Consider the following 25,742-nt stretch of genomic DNA (forward strand, 5'->3'; position numbering starts at 1 on the left):
GGCGCAGGGCGCATGCCTCAGTTGTAGGTGACGTCCACCGTCGCCAGGCTTTCCAGCTTGCCTTCGCTGACCGCGCCGGACTTCCAGTAGGCCGCCCCCAGTGGCAGCACCGCCTGGCCGCCGCTCGGCGTCAGGGTGCGGGTATTGTCGTTGCCGTCGGCGCGGATGGTCTGTCGCACGCCTCCCAGCTGCGAGTACAGCCACAGCGTCAGGCCGCTGACATCGCCGGTGTTGGCGAAGCGGGCGCCATCCGAGGAGGCCGGCGTGCCATGGAACGTGAAGGTGACGCTGGTGATATCGGAGTCGCAGCGGACGCTCAGCTCGAAGGGCTTGTGGCCCGCGGAGTCGACGCCCGCGAAGTCATCGATCTTGACCGGTGGCAGGGATATGGCGCGTTCGATGTCATCGGCAATCAGGTTGCAGGTGCCGCCCTCGACAGTGCCTTCGAAGCGCAGATTGCCCGGGTTCAGGGTTTCCGTGGCCGAAGCCGGGGCGATGGGCGCGAGCGACAGCGCCAGGGGTATCAGGTAGGTCTTCATCGGGTGTTGTCCGTTCTGGCGGGCCGACGGAAGGTGGCGGCCTGGTAAGGCTTGTGGCGTCAGTTATAGGTAATGGTCACGGAGGCCGTGGTGATCAGCGTGCCTTTGGAGACGCCGAAGAGGACGGTCTTTATGTAGTGCGCGCCCATGGGCAGTACCGCACGGCCGGCGGTTGTTGAAATGGTTCGCGAGCGAGCGGTAGGGTTGCCGTTGGCAGGGAAGTTGTAGGCAGTTCCCCCGATGCGCGATTGAATCACGGTAGCGATGCCGCGGGCGGTGCCGGTATTGGCGAAGCGTTCAGGCGCTAAGGAGTCCGATGTGCCGTTAAAGGTGAAGGTGACACTTCTGATATCCGAGTCGCAGTTGGCGGTCAGGTCGAATGTCTTGAGCCCGGCCCAAGTGGCGCTATCGAAATCGCTGACCTTGACCGGAGGCAGCTCGATCAAGCGGCTGACATCGCCGGTGGCCAGGTGGCAGGTGCCACCCTGGATCTCACCTGTGAACCGCAGACTGCCGGTCTGGACAGCTTGAGCCGTGCCGGTGATCGTTGCAGCGGCAATCAGTAGGGGCAATACGAAAAGAGGTTTTTTCATTACAGGTATCCTTGTCAGGTAAAGCGTTGATTGACGCATTGCATTCGACGAGCGCTGCCGCGAGCGGTCTGTTGGCTCAGTTGTAGGTGATGTTGACGGTGACGGTGCTCACCAGCGTGCCTTTGGTCAGGGTGCCGGTGGTCTTGTGGTACTCCGCGCCCATGCGCAGCACGGCCCGGTTGCCTGAAACCGCGACGGTGCGAGTACTGTTGTTGCTTACCGTCTGGCCCGGTGTATGCAGCCATAGCGCAACACCGCGAGCCGAACCGGTGCTATTGGCAAAGAGCGCGGAGTTTCCGGGATCCGGCGTGCCGGTGAATCTGAAGGTGACGTTCGAGGCATTGCTGCAGTTGGCGGTCAGGTCGAAACTCTTGGTGCCGATCGAGATGCCGGTGAAGTTCGAGATCCGCACGGGGTCCAGTGCGATCACGCGGCTGACGTCGCCAGCGGCGAGGTCACAGGTGGCGGTGGGGGTGACGAAGCTGACGGGGTTGTTCAGTAGAACCGTGTGGATGGTGCGCCCATCCCAGCTGTTCACCATGAGGTTAGCGCCGGGGACCGTACCGTTTGATACGTTCCCTATTTTGTAGAACTGGGCCTCCATCGTCACGATGGTGTGTTCAAAGCTTGTATAGGTCAGTGAAGTCGAGCTGCTGTGGAGGGGCAGCAAGTAGGGGGTCCCCCCCCTGAGCGTCGCATAGACCCGTATGCCAATCCCTGGAACATTGGTTCGATAGACACCTCCCACACCAGGAAGCGTCACCGAATCGGCGGTTGTATATCGCCCGGTTGTTTGCTGCATGATGGGAGGGCTGCAGGTGCTGACGCCGCTGGGGTATGTACCACCAAAGGAGGCTCTTGCTATCAGGGCTCCCACTGCCAGGCTTGACGGCACGCTGATGGTGGCTGGAAAAGTCGCGCCGTTGCGCGGGTTGTTTGGGTAATAGTTGCACGCCGCTTGAGCCGCCACCGGCAGTGAAAGGATCAGCAATGCGCAAACTGACTGGAGGGGGCGTTTCATTTTCTTTCTCGCGTGAAGTAGGGGCTGGAATCTGTCGGCAGGGGCGTTTGCGGAGCAGGTATGGGCGACCATGATCAAGCCCCATCCGCAGCGGTATCCGACGGACCCGACCGAGGCGTATCGGTCATGGCGGCCCGGCATTCACCATCCATCTGACGTAAACCGTTCGAGTCGGCGAGCGTGCCCAGGTCATAGGTGATCCGGCAGACGTCCGTGCTGGCCGAGCCCCACTTGACCGTCAGTTGGCCGCTATCGCGCGGTACCCGGACAAACGCCTTGCTGCTCTGCCCGACCACGCCTGTGCTGACGCCGCTTTCATCGAACACATCGGCACCGAAGGGCAACGGGCTGCCATCCTCGCGCAGGGCATTGATGATCAAGGCCCGCCCGCTGCTGGTCTCGTACTTCATCACCACCACGGAACCGGCCCGGGGCGCGACGTTGTGCGAGGCGGACTTGAGCTCCACGTCGTGGGACATGTCCCTGGGGTCCAGCTCGACCACGTTCTGGCGGTACGACGTGAGGTGTGGCACCACCGCGTAGCCGTTATCGTCCACCTGTGCGTTGTTGCCGCCGACCCAGGCGCCCTTGGCTCCGGGCGCGTTGACCAGGCCGAAGGTGTCGCCCAGTTCCGGGGTCAGGGTCAGGCCGTCGGCATGGGCCACCAGTCCGCCGGACAGGCCTAGCGATTGCGAGTGGTAGCCGTTGCCCTGGCTGTAACTGGTGGAGGCCTGGGCGTAGCGGCTGCGGTACTGCAGGTCGGCGTTGAAACTGTTGCCGATGCCATTGTCGGCGTGGCTGGCCGAAGCGCCGTAGTTGATCTCGTTGCGTTCGCCCCAGGTGCCGCTGAGGCCAGTGCGGATGCTGTTTTGCCGGTCGCCGTGGGTCAGCGTGCTCGACAGGTTGGGCGCACGGTTCGAGTAGCCCAGCGGCAGGCTGACAGTGAGGTCGATCTGGTTGCTGCTGCGCTCGGTCAGCAGGTCGCGGGTGCGCTGGGCACTGAGGGTGTAGTTCAGGCGTTGCCAGTTGCTGCTGTAGCCGGCGCTGAAGCTCAGGCTGCCGCCCTTGCGGTTCCAGTAGTTCTGCGACGAGCCGGTAAGGAACAGCGAACCCCGCTCCAGGCTCTGGTTGATGCTGATATCCAGGCGTTCGCGTACCCGGCTGATATTGTCCAGGTTGCCGCCGTCGCGGGCCAGTTCGCGCAGTCGCGCGGTATCCCGCGCGGTGAGGAAACCGTCGGTGGAGTAACGGAAGGCCCCGAGGGCGAAGTTGGTCCCGGTGTCGGCGAAGTTCTTGTTGTAGCGGGCCTGCAGACTCTGGCCCCGGCGCTTGCCATTCCCCGGCAGCTCGGCATGGGAGGTGGTCAGATCCAGCGAAATCGCTCCCACCGGGGTGTTGAGGGCGGTGCCGAGGATTTGCGAGTTATAGCCTTCCGAGGCCAGGGCCCCTGCATAGCCGGTCAGCAGGTTGTTGAGGCCGTACTGGAAAGTGCCCTGGCTCAGCCAGGGATTGCTGTTGACGCCGAGCTCGGCCATTTCGCCCACGCTCAACGAGTAGCGGCTGTAACCCGGTCGGAGCAGTTTCACATCGGAAGCGAAAGGCACGATGAATTGCCGCTGGCGCCCGTCAGCCTCGGTGACGGTGACTTCCAGGTCGCCGCCGTAGCCGGTGGGGAACAGGTCATCGAGCACGAACGGCCCGGGGGCCACCGTGGTTTCGTCGAGCAGGATGCCGCGCTGGCGTACGCTGACCCGGGCGTTGGTCTCGGCCACGCCACGGACGATGGGCGCATAGCCGGTCTGCGAGTCGGGCAGCATGCGATCGTCGGTGGCCAGGCTGGCGCCGCGCATGCGCAGGCTGTCGAACAACTCGCCGGTGGTGTAGATCTCGCCGGTCATGAATTGCGATTGCAGCCCGGGCAGTTCCCGTTGCACATAGGTGGCGCTGCTCTGGTAGCTGCTGCCGGCATCGTTGCTGCTGTAGGCGCCGTTGTGCCGCAGGTGCCAACCCTCCAGATTGAGACCGGTGTTCAGCCGCAGGGAGTTGGAGAACGATGAGCGGCCCTGGTTGTTGTTCATGAAGCCGTTGGCGTCGTAGCGGACGAACGCCGCGTTCACGCCGGTGTCCCAGTGCTCCGGACTGACATAACCGCGCGCCTTGCGTGACAGGTAGATCTGCGGGACTTGCAGGTCCAGGCGGCTTTCGCCGGCATCGAAGCGGGCGCTGGCGCCGGGTAGATAGGTACTGATATCGCCGCAGGCCGGTGTACTCGGTAACTGCGGCGGAACGGTTTCGCCAGCGTCGGCGGCCTTTTGTGCCACCCCGTCGAGGTCGATCCCGAGCCTGATCAGCAGGGCGCGATCCAGGCACAGCTGCGCGTTTTTCTGGCCCTCGACACCGGCGAAAGTCAGTTCGTCGCGGCCGATCCAGCCGCCGTTGACGCTGATATCGGCACGATAATGTCCCGGCAGGACCACATTGCCTTCGTTGAAGCGCGAGATGTCGATCTGCCCGCCACCTCCCGGAAAGAAGGCCGGGTTGAACTCCACCTGCTCGACCTCGTAGGCGGCCAGGACGCTGCCGGCGGCCAGCAGCAGGAGGCTGTGAATGACGTGGGCCAGGCGGCTGCGCGCAGGGTGCGATCCGCCGGCTACAGGTTGTGTCTTCGATCTCATCACTAACGTTCCAAACCTTGTGTATTGCCGGATTCGGGCAAGCCGTTCCCTGCCGTCGCGCGTTGTGGATCGCGACGGGGCCGGAGGTGTCGTTACGGGTGGGCGTTCGAGGGACGCCGGTTTTGGATTCAGCCCGTCAAAGCATGACCTGGGCCTTGTGCGTGTGGCGGGCGCCGTAGTCGTCGATGACCTGGAATTCGACCTGGGCGCCGGCACTCGGCGTCGACTTCAGGCTGGGCAGGGGGAAACGGTTGCTGGCCTGCGGATTGACCATGTTCGCGACTGCCGTCTCACCGACCGGCTTGGCATGGCGTTGGCCCGCCGCCAGCAGCTCCACCGAATCGAAGTTCAGGTGGTAGGGCGTCGGGTTATGCACTTCCAGGACCGGCCCCTGTTCGGTTTTCACCAGCGTCCAGCGCAGTTTTTCGGTGGCCTGTACCGCCTCGTACGGCAGGCCCTGCGGTCGAAAGAACAGCTTGATGCGGGTCTTGAACGCCAGTTGCAGCTGGTTGCTCTGCTCCGAATCTGGGGCCTTGGGCGGGACTTCCAGCATGTTCAGCCAGAACAGGCTCTCGCGATCCTTGGGCAGCGGTTCACCGGTGTAGGTCAGGCGCACGACCTGCTGCTTGTCCGGCTCCATCCGAAAGATCGGTGGCGTGGCGACAAACGGAACCTTGGCCCGTTCCGGCGTCACCTCCTCGTCGCCGCTGTCCAGCCAGACCTGTACCAGCGCCGGTTTCTGGTTCTTGTTCTCGAACCTTATGCTCATCTCCTTCTGGTTCGCCGGATACACCACGCGGGTGCCGGTGATAACGACGCTGGCCTGCACCGTGAAGCAGGTGATCAACGTCAGGGTCGCCAGGGCGAGCCGGGCGGCGAGGCGAGTGAAACGGGCGGTGTGCTGGGATCTGAGGGTGTTCATGGGCAATCGTCGGTCCGGTTCAAGAGGGGATGTCGGCGGTATGGCTGACCCGTGCGCCGAAATCGCTGATGGCGCTGAACTCGACCTTCAGTGCTCCCGGGGGCGGGGTCCGCAGGGCGGGCAGGGCGAAGCGCTTGATATCGCCGGCCGGCAGCAACAGGCTGTCGTTGGCCTCCTTGTTCGGGGCTTTCGGATAACGTTCGTTGCCACCTTTGCCCACCAGTTCGACCGAGCCCAGGGAGACGTGATAAGGCGTCGGGTTGACGACTTCCAGGGCGTGACCGCCTTCGTGGCGCACCAGCTTCCAGCTCAGCTTCGGTGCAGCGGCGGCCTTCGAATAGGGCAGCCCCTCGGGGCGGAAGAACACTCGCAGACGGGAGCGAAACGACAGCTCCAGCAGGTTCTTGTCCTTGGCGTCGGCTGCGGTCGGCTGCACTTCCAGCACATTCAGCCAGAACAGGCTTTCGCGGTCCGTGGGCAACGGCTCGCCGGTATAACGCAGGCGCGGGGCCTGCTGCTTTTTCGGTTCGATGCGCAGCATCGGCGGTAGCGCGGTGAAGGGCGCCTTCGCGGTTGCGGGTGTCGCACGTTTGTCGCCGTCGTCGAGCCAGAGCTGGACCAGGGCGGGGCGTTCGCCCTTGTTCTCCAGTCGGACCACGACTTCCTGTTGTTCGGCGGGATAGATCACGCGCGCGCCATGGATGATCACGGCGGCAAACGAGGACGTAGCGTGCAGCGATGCCGTCAGAAGGGCACAGATGACCATGCCCGAACGAGTCAGGTTGTTCATTGGCGAAGCTCTCGTGTTGAAGGCTGGACCCACGACAGGGCGCAGGTCCATTGGATGATGCTTAGTCGGCGTACTCGACCATGAAGCCGACCCGGGTGGCGACCTCGCCTTCGCCCGCGGCGCCGGTGGCGTAGTACTGGGCGGCCAGGGGAATGAGTGCCTGGTTGTTGGCGATGACCACGCCTTCGGATTTTTCGCTGTAGACGTGGATCGGTGTGCCGTCGCGCTTGGTCACCTCGACCTGGACGTTGCTGGCGGCGTTCGCGGTTGCATCGATGTTCAGGCGGCCGGTGGCGACATCGATCGCCGGGCTGCTCGGATCGAATGCGACCATGGCGGTGCGGCCGTTGGTGCAGGCCGTTTCGCCTGGAGCGCCCACGCGAATCGTGAAGCCGGTGAGGTTCCGACGATCGCCGGCGTTTGTCAGGAGAGAGGCGGGCACACCACCCAGGTCGACGTTCTTGACCACGGTACCGCCGCCTGGCGCTTCGCCTTCAATGGTGCAGGTCACGTCGGTCACCAAGCCGTTGAAGTTGATGATGCCGTCGTTGGCTGCGGAAGCCGGCAGGGCGATCAGGGCGGCGAGCGCAAGGGAAACGGCGGCAGAGACTTGAGAGATTTTCATCGGATTACCTTGAATGGTTTCAGTTGATGTCTCTTCCGATAGGCTGGCAGGGAAGGTACTAGCCTGTCGGATGAGGGTTATCACTCTCGTGCAAACCAAACTTCCGACATATCGAGATAACTCGAACCTGGGCAGTTTCGTGATTTCTCGAATGGTTTGTCGTTTGTGCTCCCGGTGCTGGCTGCTATAAGTCTGAAAGTTCTGTAGGTCTTAGCCGGGCCCCTCCCGTTGCCGGCCTGGCTTTCATCGTTCAGGAGGTTTGATCCCATGAGTTACGTAGTTCCTGGTCCCCGCACCGTCATGCTGCTGGACGACCATGAGGTGATTAGGGTTGGCACGGCCTTGTGGTTATCCAAGGAGTCCGATCTCGAGATCATCGGTTCCTTTTCCACGAGTGGGGAACTGTTCGCCGCGCTGGCCCAGCGACGGCCCGATGTCGTGGTCGTCGATTTCATGCTCGGGCCGCTGGAGATCGATGGCGTCAACCTGATCCGCGCGCTGCGGGTGCGTTATCCCGAGTGCCGGACCCTGGTGCTGTCGGCGCAATACACGCCGGCGACCGTGTCGCTGGCGCTGCAGGCGGGAAGCTGGGGCTTCTTCGGCAAGTCCCAGCGCCTGGACGAACTGGCGGCCGCCATCCGTACCGTGGCCCGCGGCAAGATCTACCTGCACCCGGCCATGGCCCGGGAGGTGGGGGTGTCGGAGGCGGCGTTGTGCAAGGTGTCGGTCGCCGCCGAGCGCACGTGCGGCTGTGCGCACGATGAGATTCTTTCGCCGCGGGAGCGGGAAGTGTTGCGCTGCTTCCTGGATGGCATGTCGGTGAACGGGATTGCCGCCAAGTTCTCCCGCAGCGCCAATACCATCAGCACGCAGAAACAGTCGGCCTACCGCAAGCTGGGGATCAAGACCGACAGCGAACTGTTCAAGTTATCCGGTTCGCTGCGGGACTCGAGCGCGATAGGCCTCTGATATCCGGGCTCGGCTCAGAGAAAGCTGACGACCCCACCGGCCAGGGACTTGACCCGGGCCAGGGATTCCACGCGATAACCCTGGGCATCCAGCTCGGCGCGGCCGCCCTGGAAGGATTTCTCGATGACGATGCCCAGGCCGGCCACGGTCGCGCCGGCCTGCTTGATGATCGAGATCAGCGCCTGGGACGCTTTGCCGTTGGCCAGGAAGTCATCGATGATCAGCACACGGTCGCTGCTGGTCAGATGGCGCGGGGAAATCGCCACGGTGTTTTCCACCTGCTTGGTGAAGGAATACACCGTTGCCGACAGCAGGTTTTCCGTCAGGGTCAGGGACTGGTGCTTGCGGGCGAAAATCACCGGCACGCCGAGGTTCAGCCCGGTCATGATCGCCGGGGCAATCCCCGAGGCCTCGATGGTGACGATCTTGGTAATGCCCGAGTCGGCGAACAGCGCGGCGAATTCGTCACCGATCAGTTTCATCAACTGCGGGTCGATCTGGTGGTTCAGGAAGGCGTCGACCTTCAGGACCTGATCGGAAAGCACGATGCCTTCTTCGCGAATTTTCTTGTGCAGTGCTTCCACGGAACGTCCTCGAATAGCGCTTTTGCGCTGAAGATAGATTAAAAAATGCTCAATTCTAGCGCTTTAACATCGCGCGTATATCCGCCAACGCCGAATTGCCGCGTACGGCTTTCACTTCGGTTGGCGTGTCGTCGTTGCCTTCCCAGGCCAGGTCGTCCGGTGGCAACTCATCGAGGAAACGGCTCGGCGCGCAGTCGATGACCTCGCCGTACTGCTTGCGCTTGGCGGCAAAGGTGAAGGCCAGGGTCTGACGGGCACGGGTAATGCCGACGTAGGCCAGGCGCCGTTCTTCCTCGATGGTGTCGGCTTCGATGCTGGAGCGATGTGGAAGAATTTCCTCCTCCATGCCCATGATGAACACGTAGGGGAATTCCAGCCCCTTGGATGCATGCAGGGTCATCATCTGCACGCCCTCGGCGCCTTCCTCTTCTTCCTGCTGGCGCTCGAGCATGTCCCGCAGTACCAGCTTGCCGATGGCATCCTCGACGGTCATATCGCCGTCTTCGTCTTTTTCCAGGGTGTTCTTCAGCGCTTCGATCAGGAACCAGACGTTGCCCATCCGGTAGTCCGCGGCCTTGTCGCTGGAGCTGTTGGTGCGCAGCCAGTTCTCGTAGTCGATGTCCATGACCATGCTGCGCAGGGCGGCAATCGGGTCTTCGCCGGCGCACTGCTCGCGCACCCGGTCCATAAAGCGCTTGAAGCGCGCCAGGCGGTCGGTGAAGCGGCTGTCCAGGTGTTCGCCCAGGCCGATTTCGTCGGTGGCGGCGTACATCGAGATCTTGCGTTCGGTGGCGTAGTTGCCGAGTTTTTCCAGGGTGGTCGAACCGATCTCCCGGCGTGGGACGTTGATCACCCGCAGGAAGGCGTTGTCGTCGTCCGGGTTCACGATCAGGCGGAAGTAGGCCATCAGGTCCTTGACTTCTTGGCGGCCGAAAAAGCTGTTGCCCCCCGACAGGCGATAGGGAATCTGGTGGTGTTGCAGCTTCAGCTCGATCAGCTTGGCCTGGTAGTTGCCCCGGTAGAGGATGGCGAAATCGCTATAGGGCCGGTCGGTGCGCAGGTGCAGGCTGAGGATTTCCATGGCCACGCGTTCGGCCTCGGCGTCCTCGTTGCGGCAACGGATCACGCGGATCTCGTCGCCGTGGCCCATTTCGCTCCACAACTGCTTCTCGAATTCGTGGGGGTTGTTCGAGATCAGCACGTTGGCGCAGCGCAGGATACGGCTGGTGGAGCGGTAGTTCTGCTCCAGCATCACCACTTTCAGGGACGGGTAGTCGTCCTTGAGCAGCATCAGGTTTTCCGGCCGCGCGCCGCGCCAGGCATAGATCGACTGGTCGTCGTCGCCGACCACGGTGAACTGGTTGCGTGTGCCGATGAGCATTTTCACCAGCAGGTACTGGCTGGCGTTGGTGTCCTGGTATTCGTCCACCAGCAGGTAGCGGACCTTGTTCTGCCACTTTTCGAGGATGTCGGCATGTTCCTCGAACAGCTTCACCGGCAGCAGGATCAGGTCGTCGAAGTCCACCGCGTTGAACGCCTTGAGCGTGCGTTGGTAGTGGGTGTAGACGATGGCGGCGGTCTGTTCCTTGGGATTGCGTGCATTCTCCAGGGCCTGGGGCGGCAGGATCAGGTCGTTTTTCCAGGAGCCGATCATGTTCTTGATCTCGTCGACGCCGTCGTCGCCCGAGTATTCCTTCTGCATGATGTCGGTCATCAGGGCCTTGACGTCGGCCTCGTCGAAGATCGAGAAACCCGGCTTGTAGCCCAGCCGCGCATGCTCCTTGCGGATGATGTTCAGCCCCAGGTTGTGGAAGGTCGACACCGTCAGGCCACGGCCTTCGCCGCCCTTGAGCAGGGTGCCGACGCGTTCCTTCATTTCCCGCGCGGCCTTGTTGGTGAAGGTCATGGCGACGATGTACTGGGCGCGGATGCCGCAGTTCTGGATCAGATGGGCGATCTTGCGGGTGATCACGCTGGTCTTGCCGGAGCCGGCGCCGGCGAGCACCAAAAGAGGGCCGCCGACGTAGTTCACGGCTTCTTGCTGCCGGGGATTGAGTCGGGACATGACGGAGTCAGGAGTCTGTTGCGAAAAGGGCGGGCATTTTAACAGGCTGGAGGGATTCTGCCGCGACTCTCCGACACTGTGACGTGCCGCGCTATCTAAATTTGCCGGTTTTGTTACTTTCACGCAGGATGCGCGGCGGAATTACAGCTATTGTTCACCTTTGTGTTACACAACGAAGCACTTGATAATCACTCGTATTTAAAGTCGCCCCGAAGCGTGTCGCAATGTTGATCGTCAACGTTATTTGCAGAGTCTAGGGAGTCAGCTTGTCTACGCCTGTGGAACCCTTGCGTTTGCTGCTACTGGCCGATGAGCCGGAGTGGGCTGCCTTGTTGCGCGAGTGTCTGGCTCCGTTGGGAGATTCGGCCGTGCTGATCCATGCGCCATCCTGGGAGGTGGTCAGCCGCCTGTTTGAGGCAGACCGCACGGCGCTGTTGTTGACGGTGCCGAACCTGCAGCCGGCGCCGGGACGCTGCCACCTGCCGACCATCCTGTTGCTGGACGAAGAACCCTTGATCGCGCCGTTGGGCGTCAGTGACTGGCTGGTTCGCCAGGGCCTCGATGCGCCGACCTTGCGCCGCTGCCTGCGCCATGTGCGGGAACGGGGCGTGCTGGAAAACACCTTGCAACGCCTGGCCGAGCAGGATCCGCTGACCGGTATCGCCAATCGCCAGGGGTTCCAGACCCTGCTGGCGGCGCGGTTGGCCGAGAACGAAGGGCGCGGCCTGGCCCTCGGGCACCTGGACCTGGACAATTTCCGCCATGCCAACGACGCCCTGGGTCACCAGGCCGGCGACCGGCTGATCCTGCAGGTGGTCGCGCGGCTCAAGAGCCAGCTCGAGGCCGGTGACCAGCTGGCGCGCCTGGGCAGCGATGAATTCGCCCTGCTGATCGACACCCGTCGCGCGCCCCAACGGGCCGAGAGGGTGGCCGAACGGATTGTCGAGGCCATGGCCGAACCTTACTGGGTCGACGGCGAGAGCCTGCTGATCGGTTGCAGCCTGGGCATCGCCCATACCCGTGCCAACGCCGGGGCCGACCCGTTGATGTGGCATGCGCATATCGCCATGCAGCAGGCCAAGAGCACCCAGGGCTGCACCTTTCATATCTTCAATGAGCGGATCAATCGCAACGCCCGCAGCCTCGCCGACTTGGAAAGCGAACTGCGCCGGGCCCTGCGCCGCGATGAACTGGAATTGCACTACCAGCCGCGCCTCGATCTGGGCAGCGGCAAGATCGTTGGGCTCGAAGCCCTGGTACGCTGGCGCCATGGCGAGCGCGGGTTGTTGCCGCCCAGCGAGTTCGTGCCCCTGGCCGAACAAAGCGGCCTGATCGTGCCGTTGGGCTACTGGGTGATTTCCCGGGCGCTGCGGGATATGCAGGCCCTGCGCGAGCGCGGCCTGGCGCCGTTGCACATGGCGGTCAACCTGTCGTTCCGGCAGTTCCAGGACAGCCAGTTGCTGCCGACCTTGAGCCGGCTGATTAACGAGCGCGGTGTCGAGGCGCAATGGCTGGAATTTGAACTCACCGAAACCGCGGTGATGCGCCGCAGCGACCTGGTCAAGCAGACCATGGATGCCCTGAGGCGGCTGGGGGTGCGTTTTTCCCTGGACGACTTCGGCACCGGGTTCTCCTCCTTCGTGCACCTCAACAGCCTGCCGATTGCCTTGCTCAAGGTGGACATGAGTTTTGTCGGCGGCATGGAGCAGCGCGAAGAAAACCGCAAGTTGGTGCATGCCATGGTCAACCTGGCCCACAACCTTCATCTGGAAGTGGTGGCCGAAGGGGTGGAAACGCCAGGGCAACTGGCTTTGCTGCGTGAGTTCGGTTGCGACCAGGTCCAGGGTTACCTGATCAGCAAGCCGTTGCCGCTGGCTGAACTGGTGGAATACCTGATCTTTGACGCCGCTCAGCCGGCGGTGCAGGAAGTGGTTTGACGCCGCTGGAGGCAGCCTGTCGACTCAGGCTGCATCCATGACGCCAGGCTGTGGGCTTTGCGCCGTATGGCGTCCGAGCATCCGCTTCATCCGCCATTCAAATGCCAGTGTCAGGCTCACCGCCGAGCAGGCCAGGCCCAGCGCCAGGCCCCACCAGACACCGGTCGGTCCGCCGTTGAAGTCGAACGCCAGCAACCACGCCGCCGGAGCGCCGATCAGCCAGTAGCAGGCAAGACCGACGAGGAAGGTGGTCTTGGCGTCTTTCAGGCCCCGGATCGCGCCCATGGCAATGGTCTGGGTGCCGTCGAACAGCTCGAACCAGGCGGCCACCGCCAGCAGCCTGACGGCCAGTTCGATGACCGGTTGGAACGCCGGGTCGTTGCGATCCAGGAACAGCCCGACCAATTGATTCGGTGCCAGCCAGAACAGCGCGGCAAAGGCCAGCATGGCGGCCGCGCCGAAGGCGATACCGACCCGGCCGGCCAGGCGTGCGTCGAGCAATTGCCCGGCACCATAGTGCAGGCCGATGCGCAGGGTGATGGCGTAGGAAATCCCCGCCGGTACCATAAACGCCGCCGAAACGATCTGCAGGGCGATCTGGTGCGCCGCCAGTTGCGTGCTGCCCATGGTGCCCATGCACAGCGCGGCAAAGGCGAACAAGCCGACTTCCACGGCATAGGTGCCGCCAATCGGCAGGCCCAGGCGCCAGAGCTCGCGCAGATACTGCCAGTTGGGTCGCGACAGGCCCCGCAGCAAAGGGTAGTTGCGGTACGCCGGATGCCGTTTGATATGCCAGGCCAGCGCCAGGGCCATGCAGCTGGCGACCAGGGCGGTGACCAGGCCGATCCCAACCAGGCCCAGCTTGGGCAGGCCGAACATCCCGGTGATCAGGGCGTAGTTGAGGGCAAAGTTGGCCAGGGTCCCGCACAGGCTGATCACCATCACCGGGGTGGCGCGGCCCAGGGCGCTGGTGAAACCACGCAGGGCCATGAAGCTCAGGTAGCCGGGCAGGGCGAACGGCAGCACGGTCAGGAACTGCGTGGCGGCGTGCACGTTGCTCGGCGTCTGGCCGAACATCAGCAGCACCGGCTTGAGGTTCCACAGCAGCAGGCCGGCGAGCAGGGCCATTGCCCAGGCCAGCCAGAGCCCGGCCTGGGTCAGGCGGGTGGCGCCTTCGATATCGCCGGCGCCCTGGCGAATGGAGACCAGGGTGCCGACCGCCGCGATCACGCCAATGCAGAAAATTGACACGAACGAATAACTCGCCGCCCCCAGGCCGCCGCCGGCCAGGGCCTCGGGGCTGAGCCGGGCCATCATCAGGGTGTCGGTCAGCACCATCAGCATATGCGCCAACTGCGAGGCGATCAGCGGCCCGGACAGCCGCAGGATGGCCCAGAGTTCGGTGCGTGCTGAATGCTTCATGATCATCAGGCTCGACAGGTGCAAGGCAGTGAGGACCGTTGATTCTCAGGGTTCCCGGGCATTTGCACAAAGGGATAAAACCGATTGCTCGCATGATAAAAACTCATGCAAGGCGCTTTCTGCTAGGGTTGGCGCATTGCGTTATCGGAGCGCTTCCCATGTCCCGTCGTCTGCCTCCCTTGTATGCCTTGCGCGCTTTCGAAGCGGCGGCACGCCATAGCTCGTTTACCCGGGCGGCGGAGGAACTGTCGATTACCCAGAGTGCGGTCAGCCGACATATTCGTACGCTCGAAGAGCACTTCGCCTGCCGGCTGTTCCAGCGCAACGGGCGCAATCTGCAACTGACCGAATCCGCGCGTTTGCTGCTGCCGGGTATCCGCGAGGGCTTCGGTGCCCTGGAGCGGGCCTGCAATACCTTGCGCGCCGAAGACGACATCCTGCGCATGAAGGCCCCTTCGACCCTGACCATGCGTTGGCTGCTGGCGCGGCTGAGCCGCTTCCGGCATTTGCAGCAAGGCAATGAGGTGCAGCTCACCAGCGCCTGGATGGATATCGACAGCGTGGACTTCAACCAGGAGCCGTTCGATTGTGCGGTGCTGCTCAGCAACGGCCATTTCCCGCCCGACTGGGAGGCCAGCTACCTGTTTTCCGAGTGGTTGATTCCGGTGGGAGCACCTACGCTGCTCAATGAGCAGCCTTGGGATGCCGAGCGTCTGGCCAGCGTCGAGCTGCTGCACCCGACGCCCGATCGGCGCGACTGGCGCAGTTGGCTGGGGCGCATGGGTCTGTCCGAACGGGTCTCCCTCAAGGGCGGCCAACTGTTCGATACCCTGGAGCTGGGGATGATTGCCGCTGCGCGGGGTTATGGGGTTTCCATGGGCGACTTGCTGATGGTGGCCGAGGATGTGGCCCAGGGGCGTCTGAGTTTGCCGTGGCCGACCGCCGTCGACAGCGGTGAGAAATATTACCTGGTCTGGCCGAAAACCCGACCGGGTGGGGAGCGTCTGCGGCGGCTCAGTGATTTCCTCCAGGGTGAGGTCGCGGCCATGGTCTTGCCTGAAGTCGAGCGTCTGGGCTGATACGCTGTTTTTGGTGGCCACTGATATCCGCCCAAATGACTCAAGTATTCGTCGGTGCCGCCGAATCTACCGACAGGGAACCGGCGTCAAAAAACGGTTTGCTCATACTTTGTTCATTGGAAATGTTTCCGCGCGGTCTGACAGTCTCCACAGGATTCGCCGCCCGGTCAGGAGCCGTACCATGTCTCGACCCCGTGCTCGAATCGCCTCGCAACTGGGGCTGGCACTCGCCGTTATCCTGGCGTTGGTGATCAGTGGCAGCACCGTGTTTGCCCTGCGTTCGCTGGATTCCGCCAACCTCGACACCCGTGAAGAGCACCTGGCCAGTGAAGCGCGTTTGCTCGCTGATCAACTGAACACTTTCCACAGCACCCTGCGCGACAGTACCCAGCGCCTGAGTGGGTTGTTCGAAAAGCGTTTCAGCAGTGGCATGAGCGTGCGCCCCGAGCAAATGATCGCCGTGGGCAGCGTGCAAGCTCCGGGCTTGTACCTGGGCAATGAACTGCTGAACAACAACTTTACCGAGGTGGATGCGTTCAAACAGATGTCCGCGGGTGTCGCGACCCTGTTCGTGCGCAGTGGAGAGGACTTCGTCCGGGTCAGCACTTCCCTGACCAAGCAGGACGGCAGTCGCGCCATCGGCACCTTGCTCGATCACCAGCATCCGGCCTACCAGCGTTTGCTGGCGGGCCAGGCGTACGTCGGGCGGGCGCTGCTGTTCGACCGATCCTACATGACCCAGTACACACCGGTACGCGATGCCGGCGGCAAGGTGATCGCGGTGCTGTTCGTCGGTTTCGACTACACCGATGCGCAGAATGCCCAGTTCGACAACCTCAAGCGCTTCCGTATCGGCACGGCCGGCTCCCTGGCCTTGCTCGATGAGCAGAAGCATTGGCTGGTGCCGCCAGCTGGGGTGACGGACCCTGCACAGGCGGTCCCGGTGATTGTCGATCTGCTCCGGCAACCGGGCCACGGGCGCTTCTGGAGTGACAAGAACGAGGACTTCTACAGCGTCGCGGCGACCTTTGACGGCGGGCCGTGGACCGTGGTGGCGAGCATGCCCAAGGCCGAGATCCGCGCCGTGACCTGGAGCGTCGGCATTCAACTGGTGATCGGCAGCCTGCTGGCGATGCTGCTGGCCGTCGGCGCGGCGATCTGGCTGCTGCGCAGCAAGTTGCGGCCCCTGGGCGACCTGGTACGCCAGGCGCAAGCCCTGGGGGCGGGGGATTTGAGTGTACGGTTGAACGTGTCCAGCCATGACGAGATCGGCCAGTTGGCCGAGAGTTTCAACCAGATGGGGCAGGCGCTGTCCTCGATGGTCGAGCACATCCGCAAGGCGGCTGCCGAGGTCAGCGCACGTGCCCATGTGCTCACCGGTTTGTCTGGCGGAGCCTATGAAGGGATCGAGCAGCAATCCGGCGAGATCAGCAGCATGGCCGGTGCCGTGGAGCAGTTCAGTGCCACCTCGCTGAATATCGCCGACAACATGGGCAATACCGAACGGCTGGCCCAGGAAAATGCCCGGCAGACACGAATCGGTCGCACCGCCATGGAGGAGGCTTCGGCCTCCCTGGAGCAGATCGCCGGCTCCCTCGGTGGCACGGCAGAGGTGATCAACGCCCTGGGGCAACGTTCCGAGGAGATCGGCGGGATTGTCGGGGTGATCACCTCGATTGCCGACCAGACCAACCTGCTGGCGCTGAACGCGGCTATCGAAGCGGCCCGCGCCGGCGAGCAAGGTCGCGGCTTTGCCGTGGTGGCCGATGAGGTGCGCAGCCTGGCGGGGCGTACCCGTGAAGCCACCGACCAGATTTCCGGAATGATCCAGAGCATCCAGCAACAGACCGGCCACGCCATCAGCACCATGGAAGAGGGCAATCGGCTGATGCAGGAAGGCCTGTCACGCAATGCCAATGTGGCGTCGGCCCTGGCGCAGATCGACGAGCAGAGCCGGTCGGCCGGGCAGCAGTTCGCCGTCATCACCAGCGCAACGCAGGAGCAGAGCAACACCGCGACCCAGCTCAGCGGCAACCTGCAGGGTATTGCCCTGGCCAATAGCGAGCAGCGCGAAGTCGTCTCCAACCTGGCGCTCACGGCCCGGGAGCTGGAGACCCTGGCTACGGAGCTGCGCCAGGAAGTGGATCAGTTTCGCTGAGGCGGCGCCTCGTCACAGGCGCTGAAATACGGGTGGTAGTACATGCGCTCATCGAGCTGACGGGAATTTTTCTGGTCGACTTGCTGAATCGTTTCATCAGCGCTATAAAAGTCGGACAATTCCAACAAGGACCGCCCATGACTTCCCTCCGCTTGCTCTTCGGTGTCACCGCCCTGACCGCTGCTTCCCACGCCATGGCCTGGGACTACGTGCTGCTCGACAGCGACACGCCCGCGCAGAACCGGCAGATCACCAGCCAACAACTGGGGATCAAGACCGACAAACCTTTTTCCGTGACGATGCGCACCTTGCATGGCGGCCGCCAGGAAGGGGTCAGCATCGTCGATATCGACAACGGCACGATGAAACTCTCGGTGGTCCCGACGCGGGGCATGAACGTCCTGCACGCGTCCGTGGGCAATGTGCGCCTGGGCTGGGACTCGCCGGTCAAGGAAGTGGTCAACCCGGCCTTTATCGAGCTCAACGGCCGTGGCGGCCTGGGCTGGCTGGAGGGCTTCAACGAGTTGGTGGTGCGTTGCGGCTATGAGTGGGTCGGGCATCCGGGGCTCGATAACGGTGAACTGCTCACCTTGCACGGGCGGGCGGCGAATATTCCGGCCAGCAAGGTCACGTTGCATATCGATGAGAAGCCGCCTTATGCCATTCGTTTGCAAGGCGAGCTGAAGGAGCAAGCGTTCAAGAAAGTCGACTTCTCGGTGGTCACCGAACTGTCGACGGTGCCTGGGAGCGTGAGCTTTGCGCTCAACGACACGCTGACCAACAACGGCGACTATCCGAAGGAATACCAGGCGCTGTACCACAGCAACTTCAGCACTCCGTTCCTGGAGCAGGGCGCGCGTTTCGTGGCGCCGGTGAAGCAGGTCTCGCCATTCAACGACAAGGCCAAGGGCGACCTGCCGGACTGGCAGACCTATCGCGCGCCGACCAAGGACTATGACGAGACCGTCTACAACGTCGTGCCGTATGCCGATGCCAAGGGCGACACCTTGGCGGTGTTGCACAACAAGGCCGGCAGTCTCGGGGTTTCGCTCGGGTTCAATACCCAACAGTTGCCGGTGTTCTCCCTGTGGAAAAACACCGATACCCAGGGGCAGGGTTATGTTACCGGGCTGGAGCCGGGGACCAGCTTCTCCTATAACCGCCATTACCAGCGTCCGCTGGGGCTGGTGCCGACCATCGAGGCCGGGCAGAAACGCCAGTTCCAGATCAGCTACAGCCTGCTGGCGGACAAGGCGGCTGTGGATAAGGCGGTGCAGCGGGTGACGCAGATTCAGGACGGGCGCAAGACGGAGGTGCGGGGCACGCCGTTGGTGGATTTGAGCAAGGAATAACCTGGAGGGGATGGGTTGGCCGATGGTGTGGTGTGTCGGTCAGACCTTGTTCGCGTGATATTCCTGTTGTCACTGAGTTTTGAAACAGCATATGACATTGGTTTGACTGTTTCGTCATAGGCGAATATTATTCGATCAACAGCCCAGTACAGCGCGCAGGCAATAGTTAGAACCTGCCCAGCGGTCCTGGGCTTTTTTTTGCCTGGAGAAAGCCAATGAAGCGAACAGCCGTCCTCATTGACGGAGGATTCTTCTTCCAGAGAATCATGTTTTTTATTCGAAAATACTTTAGGAAAGATTTTTCTATTACTGCGGAGCAATTAGCGCGAGTTATCAGAAAAATCGTTCGGCTTCATATTGAAGACTCACGAACTGCAACCCGAGAGCTGTACCGGGTTTACTATTACGATTGTCCGCCACCGTCAAATCAGGTGCGTCTGCCAATAGCATCGGAAGGACAAACCTCGGCAGATCATTTGAATTTCAAAAGCCATCCGCCTTACCAGCTTCGGCGGGATCTGCACGATCATCTGCGATCAAGCCGAAAGACCGCGTTGCGTCTGGGAGAGTTGGCTAAAACCGGGGAATGGCAGCTTAACGCCCATACTCTGAAGGATCTGCTTAGGGGGGCACGGCAATGGGCAGAACTGACGAACGGCGATTTTCATTACAAGGTTCAGCAGAAAGCAGTTGATACGAAGCTTGGGATGGATATAACAACACTCACTCTCGACAAGTTGGTGGACGTTGTCATATTGGTTGCTGGAGATTCTGATTTTGTTCCTGCCGCTAAGTTGGCGCGTATGAAAGGTATCGATTTTATACATGGATCCCATGTGGGCTAACACGAGCCGTAGTTTGAGTGAACACGTTGATGGGCTTCGATCATATGATCTGGTCAAAATAATTCGAGACGTGACGGGGGAGGTCGTTTCAAATCCCCCTGATTGGTGGGAGAAGTGTTTGGGCATAGGCCAGCAGAAGGTCTATGCAGAGATGGCTATTGCTGGAAACTTGGATTCTGATCCAGGCGTTCCCAACTGAGCGGATAGAAGAGATTTATCTAACTGGAGCTTGGTCGATACTGCAACGCTTCGGCCAGATGCTCCCGGCTTATGTTTTCCTCCTGCTCCAGATCCGCCAAGGTGCGCGCCACCTTGAGCAGCCGATGGGCTGCCCGCAGAGAAAGCGTCAGTCGTTCGCACGCTGTCTCCAGCCATTTTTCATCGCCTGTGGATAACTTGCAGTGCACGCGCAATGCCGGTAAATCGAGAAACGCGTTGGCGCATCCCTGGCGCTGTTGCTGACGTTGTCGAGCTTCGGCGACTCTGGCGGCGGCCTGCGCGGTGTTGTCGCCGTCTTGCTGGCTGGGGCTGAGCGCCGTGGCTTCGCGGGCCACGGTCAGGTGCAGGTCGATGCGATCCAGCAGCGGGCCGGAGAGTTTGTTGCTGTAGCGCTGGATCTGTTCCGGGGTGCAGCGGCAACGTCCACTGGGGTCGCCAAGATATCCACATATGCACAGTCGACATGATATCAATGGACAAGCGCTGAAGGCGGCGTAAACCAATGGTTTGGACGGAACATAAAGCGTCCATGGATATCTTGAATAAACGTGGACATCAGCCCCGAAAATGTCCATAGGTAATGGAATTTAGCCATTGGCCTTACCTAGTGCGAAATTGCGCTCCACTTGACCACCCCTTTGCATTCGACCTGACCAGTCATTTGCATTCGTGCTGACCACCGATTGCACCAGATTTGCCATGCACACTTTGTGACCATGATCGGCAGAAAACGGCCGATTCTGTTGAAAAAGTCGGTCCTTCTAGACTGCCCTCGTACTGACTGCTGAAAATGCCTTTTTTGCGCGCAGCTACGCGAAATCCAAGCCCCCGAATCCTCTGCTCAATGTAAAGATTTCAATCTCAAGCGCGTACTTTTCTGCCGTGGAAGCCATGGCCGACTTTTTCAACAGAATCGGCCAGAAGCGGAGGCTCGACATTACCTCGCAGACCAAAGGTTACGCTCCCTTCAGCATGGGGGAGCAGTAGTAGATATATCCATGAGGCGATGCGATTATGACAACTGGATAGGACTACCCCTTAGATTGATGGCTGGAAAAATGTCGCTACTAGCGTCGTGGGTAGGGCATGTGCGCATTTGAAGATGGCGCGCTTTGTAGAAATGACACTCAAGGAAACTGAAAATGTCCAACTCGACACCTCCTGATCAGGAGCCGGCAAGCTCCAAAGCCACAGCGAGTATGCGTCGTGTCAGCCTACGCAACCTTTACCTCGACCCGAACAATTTCCGCATCATTCACGAGCCAGACCAGAAAGCGGTACCGGACGATCAAGTAAAGGATCGCACTGTGGCCCAACGCACAATGCGTTTGCTGACTGGCGATCGGAACCAGAACATCCAAGATTTGATCGAAAGCTTTAAAGCCAACGGTTACTTACCAGTTGATCAAATCCAAGTTCGGGAGTTGCCGAGCTCTGGCTATCTAGTAATCGAAGGCAATCGACGTATAGCCGCACTCAAGTTTCTGCAACTGGAGTATGAAACCAAAGGGATCGATCTAGGGGAACTAGATCCAGATTTTTTTAGCCAGGTTCCGGTTGTTCTGTACTCCGATGCCGATGAGGTCCACCATTTGACGCTGATGGCGCTCAAGCATATTAGCGGCAACAAAAAATGGGGGGAGTGGAACCAGGCCAAGTTGCTAGAGACGTTGCATAGCACCCATGGACTAACAGAGGGAGAGATACGCAGCCGCATCGGTATTAGTACAGTCGAATTACGCCGTGGTCTACGCGCCCTATCGATGGTGGCTGAATACCAGGCCTCCGATTATGGGGATCAGTTTACTGAGGCTATGTTCCCCATTTTTCGTCATGCAGTACGCAATGCTGCCTTGAAGGATTGGCTGCAATGGGATGACTTCAACCGGAAAAGTCACAATACAGCCAACCGAGACTTCTTCTTCTCACTACTGTCACGCGAACCTATGGATGAACCGGAAGAAGATGGTTCGATCGGTTACGGAGACAAATATTTGGACCCGGCGATCACCAAGCGCGACGACATCGATACGCTAGGCAAGGTTGTTTCGGATGAGCGTGCACTTGAGCATCTTAAGAAAACCCGCGATCTGAATGGTGCATACCGAAGCAGCGACTTGGTCTTTCGGGAGCGACAAGAATCCACTATCAACTCTGTTGTAGCTGACATTAAGTCCTTGAGTCAGTTAACTATACGCCCAGAGAACCTGCCCGAACTTGAAGGTATACGCGGTCGTTTACAAACCATTATCGATCGTGCAAGAACCATCGGCCTTAGTGGCGTCGAACAGAAAGCAGTATTCCGTGACCGGGTGGATACCCACTTCACTCAAATTCATGTGAAATGCTATCGAAGTATGGCGGGCCTACACATGACCGGCCTCACACGAATTAATTTGATTGCGGGCATCAACAACTCCGGAAAGACATCTTTACTGGAAGCAATCTATCTATTAACAAGGCAAAATGATTTCGATGGACTTATAGAAATAATGCGCCGCCGCGGAAAGGTGGCTACGGATCAACTGGATCCTGAATGGATGCTCGAACAATTGGGTCAGACTCAACTATTTATCGAAGGGATATTCGACGATCTGGCAACGAATGTAGAAATTCAGCTTCGCCAGGAAGAAGATTCGACTCTTGACAGAACTCGTTATCTTGGATCTGTGGAGATTAATTCTGCCTTCGGCAGCAATCAACTTAACTCAATCAATCGGATCTATAAGGGGCAAGATCGAGAGACTCATGCTGACAGTCTTCGTATACTTTGCCCTATTGTATTTAGCAGCCCATTCTTTTTCAATGAGCCGCATCGCTATTCAGGTTTTTATCACAAGAGTGTTCAGTCTAAGGCCCTGCCGGAAATATTCGAATTCTTGCGGATACATATGCTTCCGACGTTAGAAGATATTCGACTGACGGATGAGAGACAGCGGTTTGTGGTGATTGATAGCAAATTCCCTGCTGGGGTGGATTTGTCCTCTTATGGCGAAGGTCTACAAAGAATGTTCCTACTTTCGTTACTGTTTGCTTCGGCGCAGCACGGAGTGGTTCTGATAGATGAGTTTGAAAACGCCTTGCATTACAGCTTGATAGGCCCGTTTTCGCGATTTATTCATCAGATGGCACTCAAATTCAATGTGCAAGTTTTCATCACCAGCCATAGCAAGGAGTGCATTGATGCATTCGTAATGGAGATAGCAACAAAAGATGATTTATCTTGTCATGCTGTTGTGAATACGGAAGATGGTATTCGGACTCGTGATTTCAGTGGTCCCCAATTCAAGCGCCTGCTGGATATCGGAGATGTAGACTTGCGAGGAGCGAATTGATGTCGAGCTTCTCGAACATTCACCTATTGTTCTGCGAAGGGCCCCATGACGCGGCATTCCTAGCTCTTTTATTGAGGCGGATTATTGGCTTTGAAAGAAAACAACTCAAAATTTCAGAGATCCCTTACCCATTCTCAAATATTTTTCGCCAGAGCATGCTCACTCGTTCTGCTGAGGATCTAAGGTTAGACCTCGCCAAGAAGTTCTTTCTTCCAGATTTCCTGCTGACAAAAGGCGAAACACTGGTGATGATTTTCAATTCTGGCGGGGCATCACGGCGAAGCGAATCAATCGGCCCATTCCTTTCAGATGTATTTGAACTTTTGGCGGTCCAGTCAAGCTTTGGGGGACCTGATGCGAATGGTGCTAGCGCGAAGGTACGCTATGCCGTGTTCGCGGATGCTGACGCGATAGGCTCGAAACTAGCTCTTGATCAAATCCAAAAAGACTTGGCTATAATCGGCGATAAAGAATGGCTTAAAGTCGAATGGGCCCCGTTCGGCGAAACGCGTGCTGTTACACAGTCCACAACAAACGGCGAAGTCTCAGCTTATATATGGAGGCAGTGGTCACAAGATATAGGGACATTGGAAGATTTGACTCTTGAGTGCTTGTCGGAAAGTGAAACGATACTGAGAACGTTCGAATTTTTGGATCAGCGCTTTTCCTGGGTCGCTGCAAAGCAAGCAAAACCTGATCAGGTTTGTGCCCTCGCTGCAAAGCGATTAAAGGCAGCGTTATGCGTCGAAGGGCAGCGCGAAAAGCCAGGCGGCAGCCTAAGTGTCATTTTGGATCAAACAAATATGCTTACTTCAGAAAACCTGGCTAAATCCAAATCCGTTCAGGATTGCGTGCGTTTTTTGGATCAATGGGTGGCCCCTAATTAAATTAATATGGGCGATAACTGAATTGCCTCTGGTTTCCTAGACGAATCTGTATGGCAGTTATTGGGTACGATTGTCGGTGCTGGTCTGGCCTAGCTGAGCTTCATACATAAGAAGGCCCGCATTACACGGGCTTTTTATTTTCGACTTAAATTCTGGCCTTCGGGAACAAAACCTTGGAGGACAAAAATTTGTTCTGTATCTCGGTCTCGGTCAGCAGCATGGGCTAAAAGCGGACATTGCATGTGCTACAGGCGATGCTTGGAGCTACCCGAACATTTGCCCGTTAATTACCTTTGGTTTACCGCTATCGCCAAGCACCAAGTTTCTCAACTCAGGCGGCTATCCAGGCTCCATCCATACAGCCAATTATCCTAGCACTGGTTTTGGTTCCGACTGATCCAAAGCTGATTACGAACTCAAAGAACAAATTTAAGAGGGCAGTGGTGGATCTTCATTGACCACCGATCCTGGCGCCATGACCCGAAGTCTAGGAAACATACCGGTTTTATGCCCCCAGTTGAAAACCTTCATGAAAGCTTCAAGAAATGCTTCATCACCGGCCAGAAAGCGAGTGTACTGATGAAGTTCGCTATACGAAAGCGGAATTGTGGGAACTTGAGTTTGCTCATACAAACCTATCAAAATCGACGTGTACTCATCATAACTGTCATCAAACAATTCCTTCATGATCACCAGGCCGTATAAACCTTTGCCTTCGAGGTCCACCACTATTTCTTTATCATCGATAAAAAAAACGGCCGGCTTCCTACGCCTAAGATAGGTCGTAGCCCCCTTGACCTGGGCAGCTGCTTTTTTCAGTGCCTTGAGTGCAGTGGCCTTTTTTCTATCTATTGGAAGATTGATCGTTTTTTCCAAGTTAGGACTGTCTTTAGCCTGTATAACAAAAACGTTATCATTAGTAATCACCAGAATATCAGAGACTTCTTCTCTGTCGTAATACCGCTTTGGTGAAAAATAAATTTCCTCAGGTGCGAACGTTCGCTGCAACAATGCGATTATCTCTTGTTCCTGATAGCTTCCCGGTTCATTGCGCTCTAGGGTGAAGTGGCTCACGGGAGGACTACCATGATACAAGTGGCTCTCATCGCGCATGTCGGCAAATACAAAATTTTCGGGAAATAGCGGCTCAATGAATTCAACTTTTATTGCCTGCTCGTCCTCCCGTTCCCCAGACAGCTGAAACCATCTTCGAAGATCATTCAGTATCGCACTTTGGTTAAGTCCTTCCGCACTAGGAATCTCAGACTGCTCTAATAGACTCCGATGAATATTTGATGACTTGAACCGAGCCTTGTACCCGAGAGTTTCACGCCCAAGCTCGTCGAAAAAGTGTACATTCACTTCTTCTGACAAAAACACTTTACAGAATTCATACCCTAACAATTCTTTAGCAAGCGCTCCAGAAAGAACTAATGGGTGTTGTTGGTCATCGAAGAACGCCGCCATAAAACCCACTGATTTAACCCCATTAACATCGTACGGGATCAAATGTATCGAAAAACTTTTTCGCACCTTTGCCGATAGGATAATTTCCTTGTTAGCCTTCACCACTAGCCTTGGCAATGAGTCACCCTTAAAAATTATCGGCAACAGGCCTACCGGCAGCTCATGGATATACGACATTACAATTGGGTGGGTTATTGAAAGCACTACATTTCTCCTGACTCTTTGGAAACGAGCCATCAATCTAGATTTTGGGACTTA

Annotated in this window: 19 protein-coding genes and 1 pseudogene; 8 read left to right on the forward strand and 12 right to left on the reverse strand. The window is 59.0% G+C overall.

The features are described from left to right. Positions 1-17: 17 nt before the first annotated feature. The 7 genes from HX830_RS14035 to HX830_RS14065 form a co-directional block, all read right to left on the reverse strand. Positions 18-539: a fimbrial protein gene (locus HX830_RS14035; protein WP_177100802.1), complete on the reverse strand. Its 522-nt coding sequence runs from the start codon at positions 537-539 to the stop codon at positions 18-20. A 59-nt stretch (positions 540-598) separates the two neighbouring features. After that, positions 599-1,132, reverse strand: a complete 534-nt coding sequence (locus HX830_RS14040) for a fimbrial protein (RefSeq protein WP_177100804.1) — start codon at positions 1,130-1,132, stop codon at positions 599-601. 76 nt (positions 1,133-1,208) lie between these two features. Beyond that, positions 1,209-2,153 carry a fimbrial protein gene (locus tag HX830_RS14045; RefSeq protein WP_177100806.1) on the reverse strand — a complete coding sequence of 315 codons (945 nt, stop codon included), beginning with the start codon at positions 2,151-2,153 and terminating at the stop codon, positions 1,209-1,211. Between the two features lie 74 nt (positions 2,154-2,227). Further along, positions 2,228-4,828 (reverse strand): fimbria/pilus outer membrane usher protein, encoded by a 2,601-nt coding sequence (locus HX830_RS14050; RefSeq protein WP_177100808.1) that lies wholly within the window; start codon positions 4,826-4,828, stop codon positions 2,228-2,230. A 136-nt stretch (positions 4,829-4,964) separates the two neighbouring features. Continuing rightward, on the reverse strand, positions 4,965-5,750 hold the full coding sequence (locus HX830_RS14055; protein WP_152736679.1) for a fimbria/pilus periplasmic chaperone: 786 nt from the start codon (positions 5,748-5,750) through the stop codon (positions 4,965-4,967). 19 nt (positions 5,751-5,769) lie between these two features. Further along, entirely contained in the window at positions 5,770-6,540 is a 771-nt protein-coding gene (locus tag HX830_RS14060; protein ID WP_103499761.1) for a fimbria/pilus periplasmic chaperone, read from the reverse strand. Between the two features lie 61 nt (positions 6,541-6,601). Further along, entirely contained in the window at positions 6,602-7,165 is a 564-nt protein-coding gene (locus HX830_RS14065) for a fimbrial protein (RefSeq protein WP_103499760.1), read from the reverse strand. A 300-nt stretch (positions 7,166-7,465) separates the two neighbouring features. Between HX830_RS14065 and HX830_RS14070 the strand changes: the two genes are divergently transcribed. Further along, the gene (locus HX830_RS14070) at positions 7,466-8,134 is read left to right on the forward strand and encodes a response regulator (protein WP_152736883.1); all 669 of its coding nucleotides are present in this window, start codon (positions 7,466-7,468) and stop codon (positions 8,132-8,134) included. A gap of 14 nt (positions 8,135-8,148) precedes the next feature. Here HX830_RS14070 and HX830_RS14075 read toward each other — a convergent pair whose 3' ends face one another. Then, complete coding sequence (locus HX830_RS14075; protein WP_103499758.1) at positions 8,149-8,718, reverse strand: xanthine phosphoribosyltransferase; 570 nt, start codon at positions 8,716-8,718, stop codon at positions 8,149-8,151. A 55-nt stretch (positions 8,719-8,773) separates the two neighbouring features. Next, a complete protein-coding gene (gene rep / locus HX830_RS14080; RefSeq protein ID WP_177100810.1) occupies positions 8,774-10,783 on the reverse strand; it encodes a DNA helicase Rep in 2,010 nt (669 codons plus the stop codon). Between the two features lie 266 nt (positions 10,784-11,049). Here rep and HX830_RS14085 point away from each other — a divergent pair, with 266 nt between their 5' ends. Beyond that, entirely contained in the window at positions 11,050-12,720 is a 1,671-nt protein-coding gene (locus HX830_RS14085) for a putative bifunctional diguanylate cyclase/phosphodiesterase (RefSeq protein WP_177100812.1), read from the forward strand. Between the two features lie 24 nt (positions 12,721-12,744). Here HX830_RS14085 and HX830_RS14090 read toward each other — a convergent pair whose 3' ends face one another. Continuing rightward, positions 12,745-14,148 carry a NorM family multidrug efflux MATE transporter gene (locus tag HX830_RS14090; RefSeq protein ID WP_152736681.1) on the reverse strand — a complete coding sequence of 468 codons (1,404 nt, stop codon included), beginning with the start codon at positions 14,146-14,148 and terminating at the stop codon, positions 12,745-12,747. Positions 14,149-14,300: 152 nt separating this feature from the next. Here HX830_RS14090 and HX830_RS14095 point away from each other — a divergent pair, with 152 nt between their 5' ends. The 4 genes from HX830_RS14095 (at position 14,301) to HX830_RS14110 (ending at position 19,576) form a co-directional block, all read left to right on the forward strand. Beyond that, positions 14,301-15,221 (forward strand): LysR substrate-binding domain-containing protein, encoded by a 921-nt coding sequence (locus HX830_RS14095; RefSeq protein ID WP_103497704.1) that lies wholly within the window; start codon positions 14,301-14,303, stop codon positions 15,219-15,221. Positions 15,222-15,402: 181 nt separating this feature from the next. Continuing rightward, positions 15,403-17,379, forward strand: coding sequence for a methyl-accepting chemotaxis protein (locus HX830_RS14100; protein WP_177100814.1), 1,977 nt, complete (start codon positions 15,403-15,405; stop codon positions 17,377-17,379). A gap of 137 nt (positions 17,380-17,516) precedes the next feature. Continuing rightward, the gene (locus HX830_RS14105) at positions 17,517-18,731 is read left to right on the forward strand and encodes an aldose 1-epimerase family protein (protein ID WP_152736684.1); all 1,215 of its coding nucleotides are present in this window, start codon (positions 17,517-17,519) and stop codon (positions 18,729-18,731) included. 215 nt (positions 18,732-18,946) lie between these two features. Then, positions 18,947-19,576, forward strand: a complete 630-nt coding sequence (locus HX830_RS14110; protein WP_256350504.1) for an NYN domain-containing protein — start codon at positions 18,947-18,949, stop codon at positions 19,574-19,576. 218 nt (positions 19,577-19,794) lie between these two features. Here HX830_RS14110 and HX830_RS14115 read toward each other — a convergent pair. Continuing rightward, positions 19,795-20,343, reverse strand: a pseudogene (locus tag HX830_RS14115) (ATP-binding protein); the annotation flags it as partial. Positions 20,344-20,937: 594 nt separating this feature from the next. On the opposite strand from HX830_RS14115, the gene HX830_RS14120 reads away from it, so the two are divergent. Both HX830_RS14120 and HX830_RS14125 read left to right on the forward strand, forming a co-directional pair. Further along, entirely contained in the window at positions 20,938-23,130 is a 2,193-nt protein-coding gene (locus HX830_RS14120) for an AAA family ATPase (protein WP_177100816.1), read from the forward strand. Next, the gene (locus HX830_RS14125) at positions 23,130-24,017 is read left to right on the forward strand and encodes a hypothetical protein (RefSeq protein ID WP_177100818.1); all 888 of its coding nucleotides are present in this window, start codon (positions 23,130-23,132) and stop codon (positions 24,015-24,017) included. The genes HX830_RS14120 and HX830_RS14125 overlap by 1 nt, the downstream gene beginning before the upstream one ends. 429 nt (positions 24,018-24,446) lie before the next feature. Here the strand turns inward: HX830_RS14125 and HX830_RS14130 are convergent, their stop codons facing one another. Continuing rightward, a complete protein-coding gene (locus HX830_RS14130) occupies positions 24,447-25,688 on the reverse strand; it encodes a hypothetical protein (RefSeq protein ID WP_177100820.1) in 1,242 nt (413 codons plus the stop codon). Positions 25,689-25,742 lie beyond the last annotated feature (54 nt).

Source organism: Pseudomonas gingeri (assembly GCF_013385425.1).
Lineage (GTDB): Bacteria > Pseudomonadota > Gammaproteobacteria > Pseudomonadales > Pseudomonadaceae > Aquipseudomonas > Aquipseudomonas gingeri_D.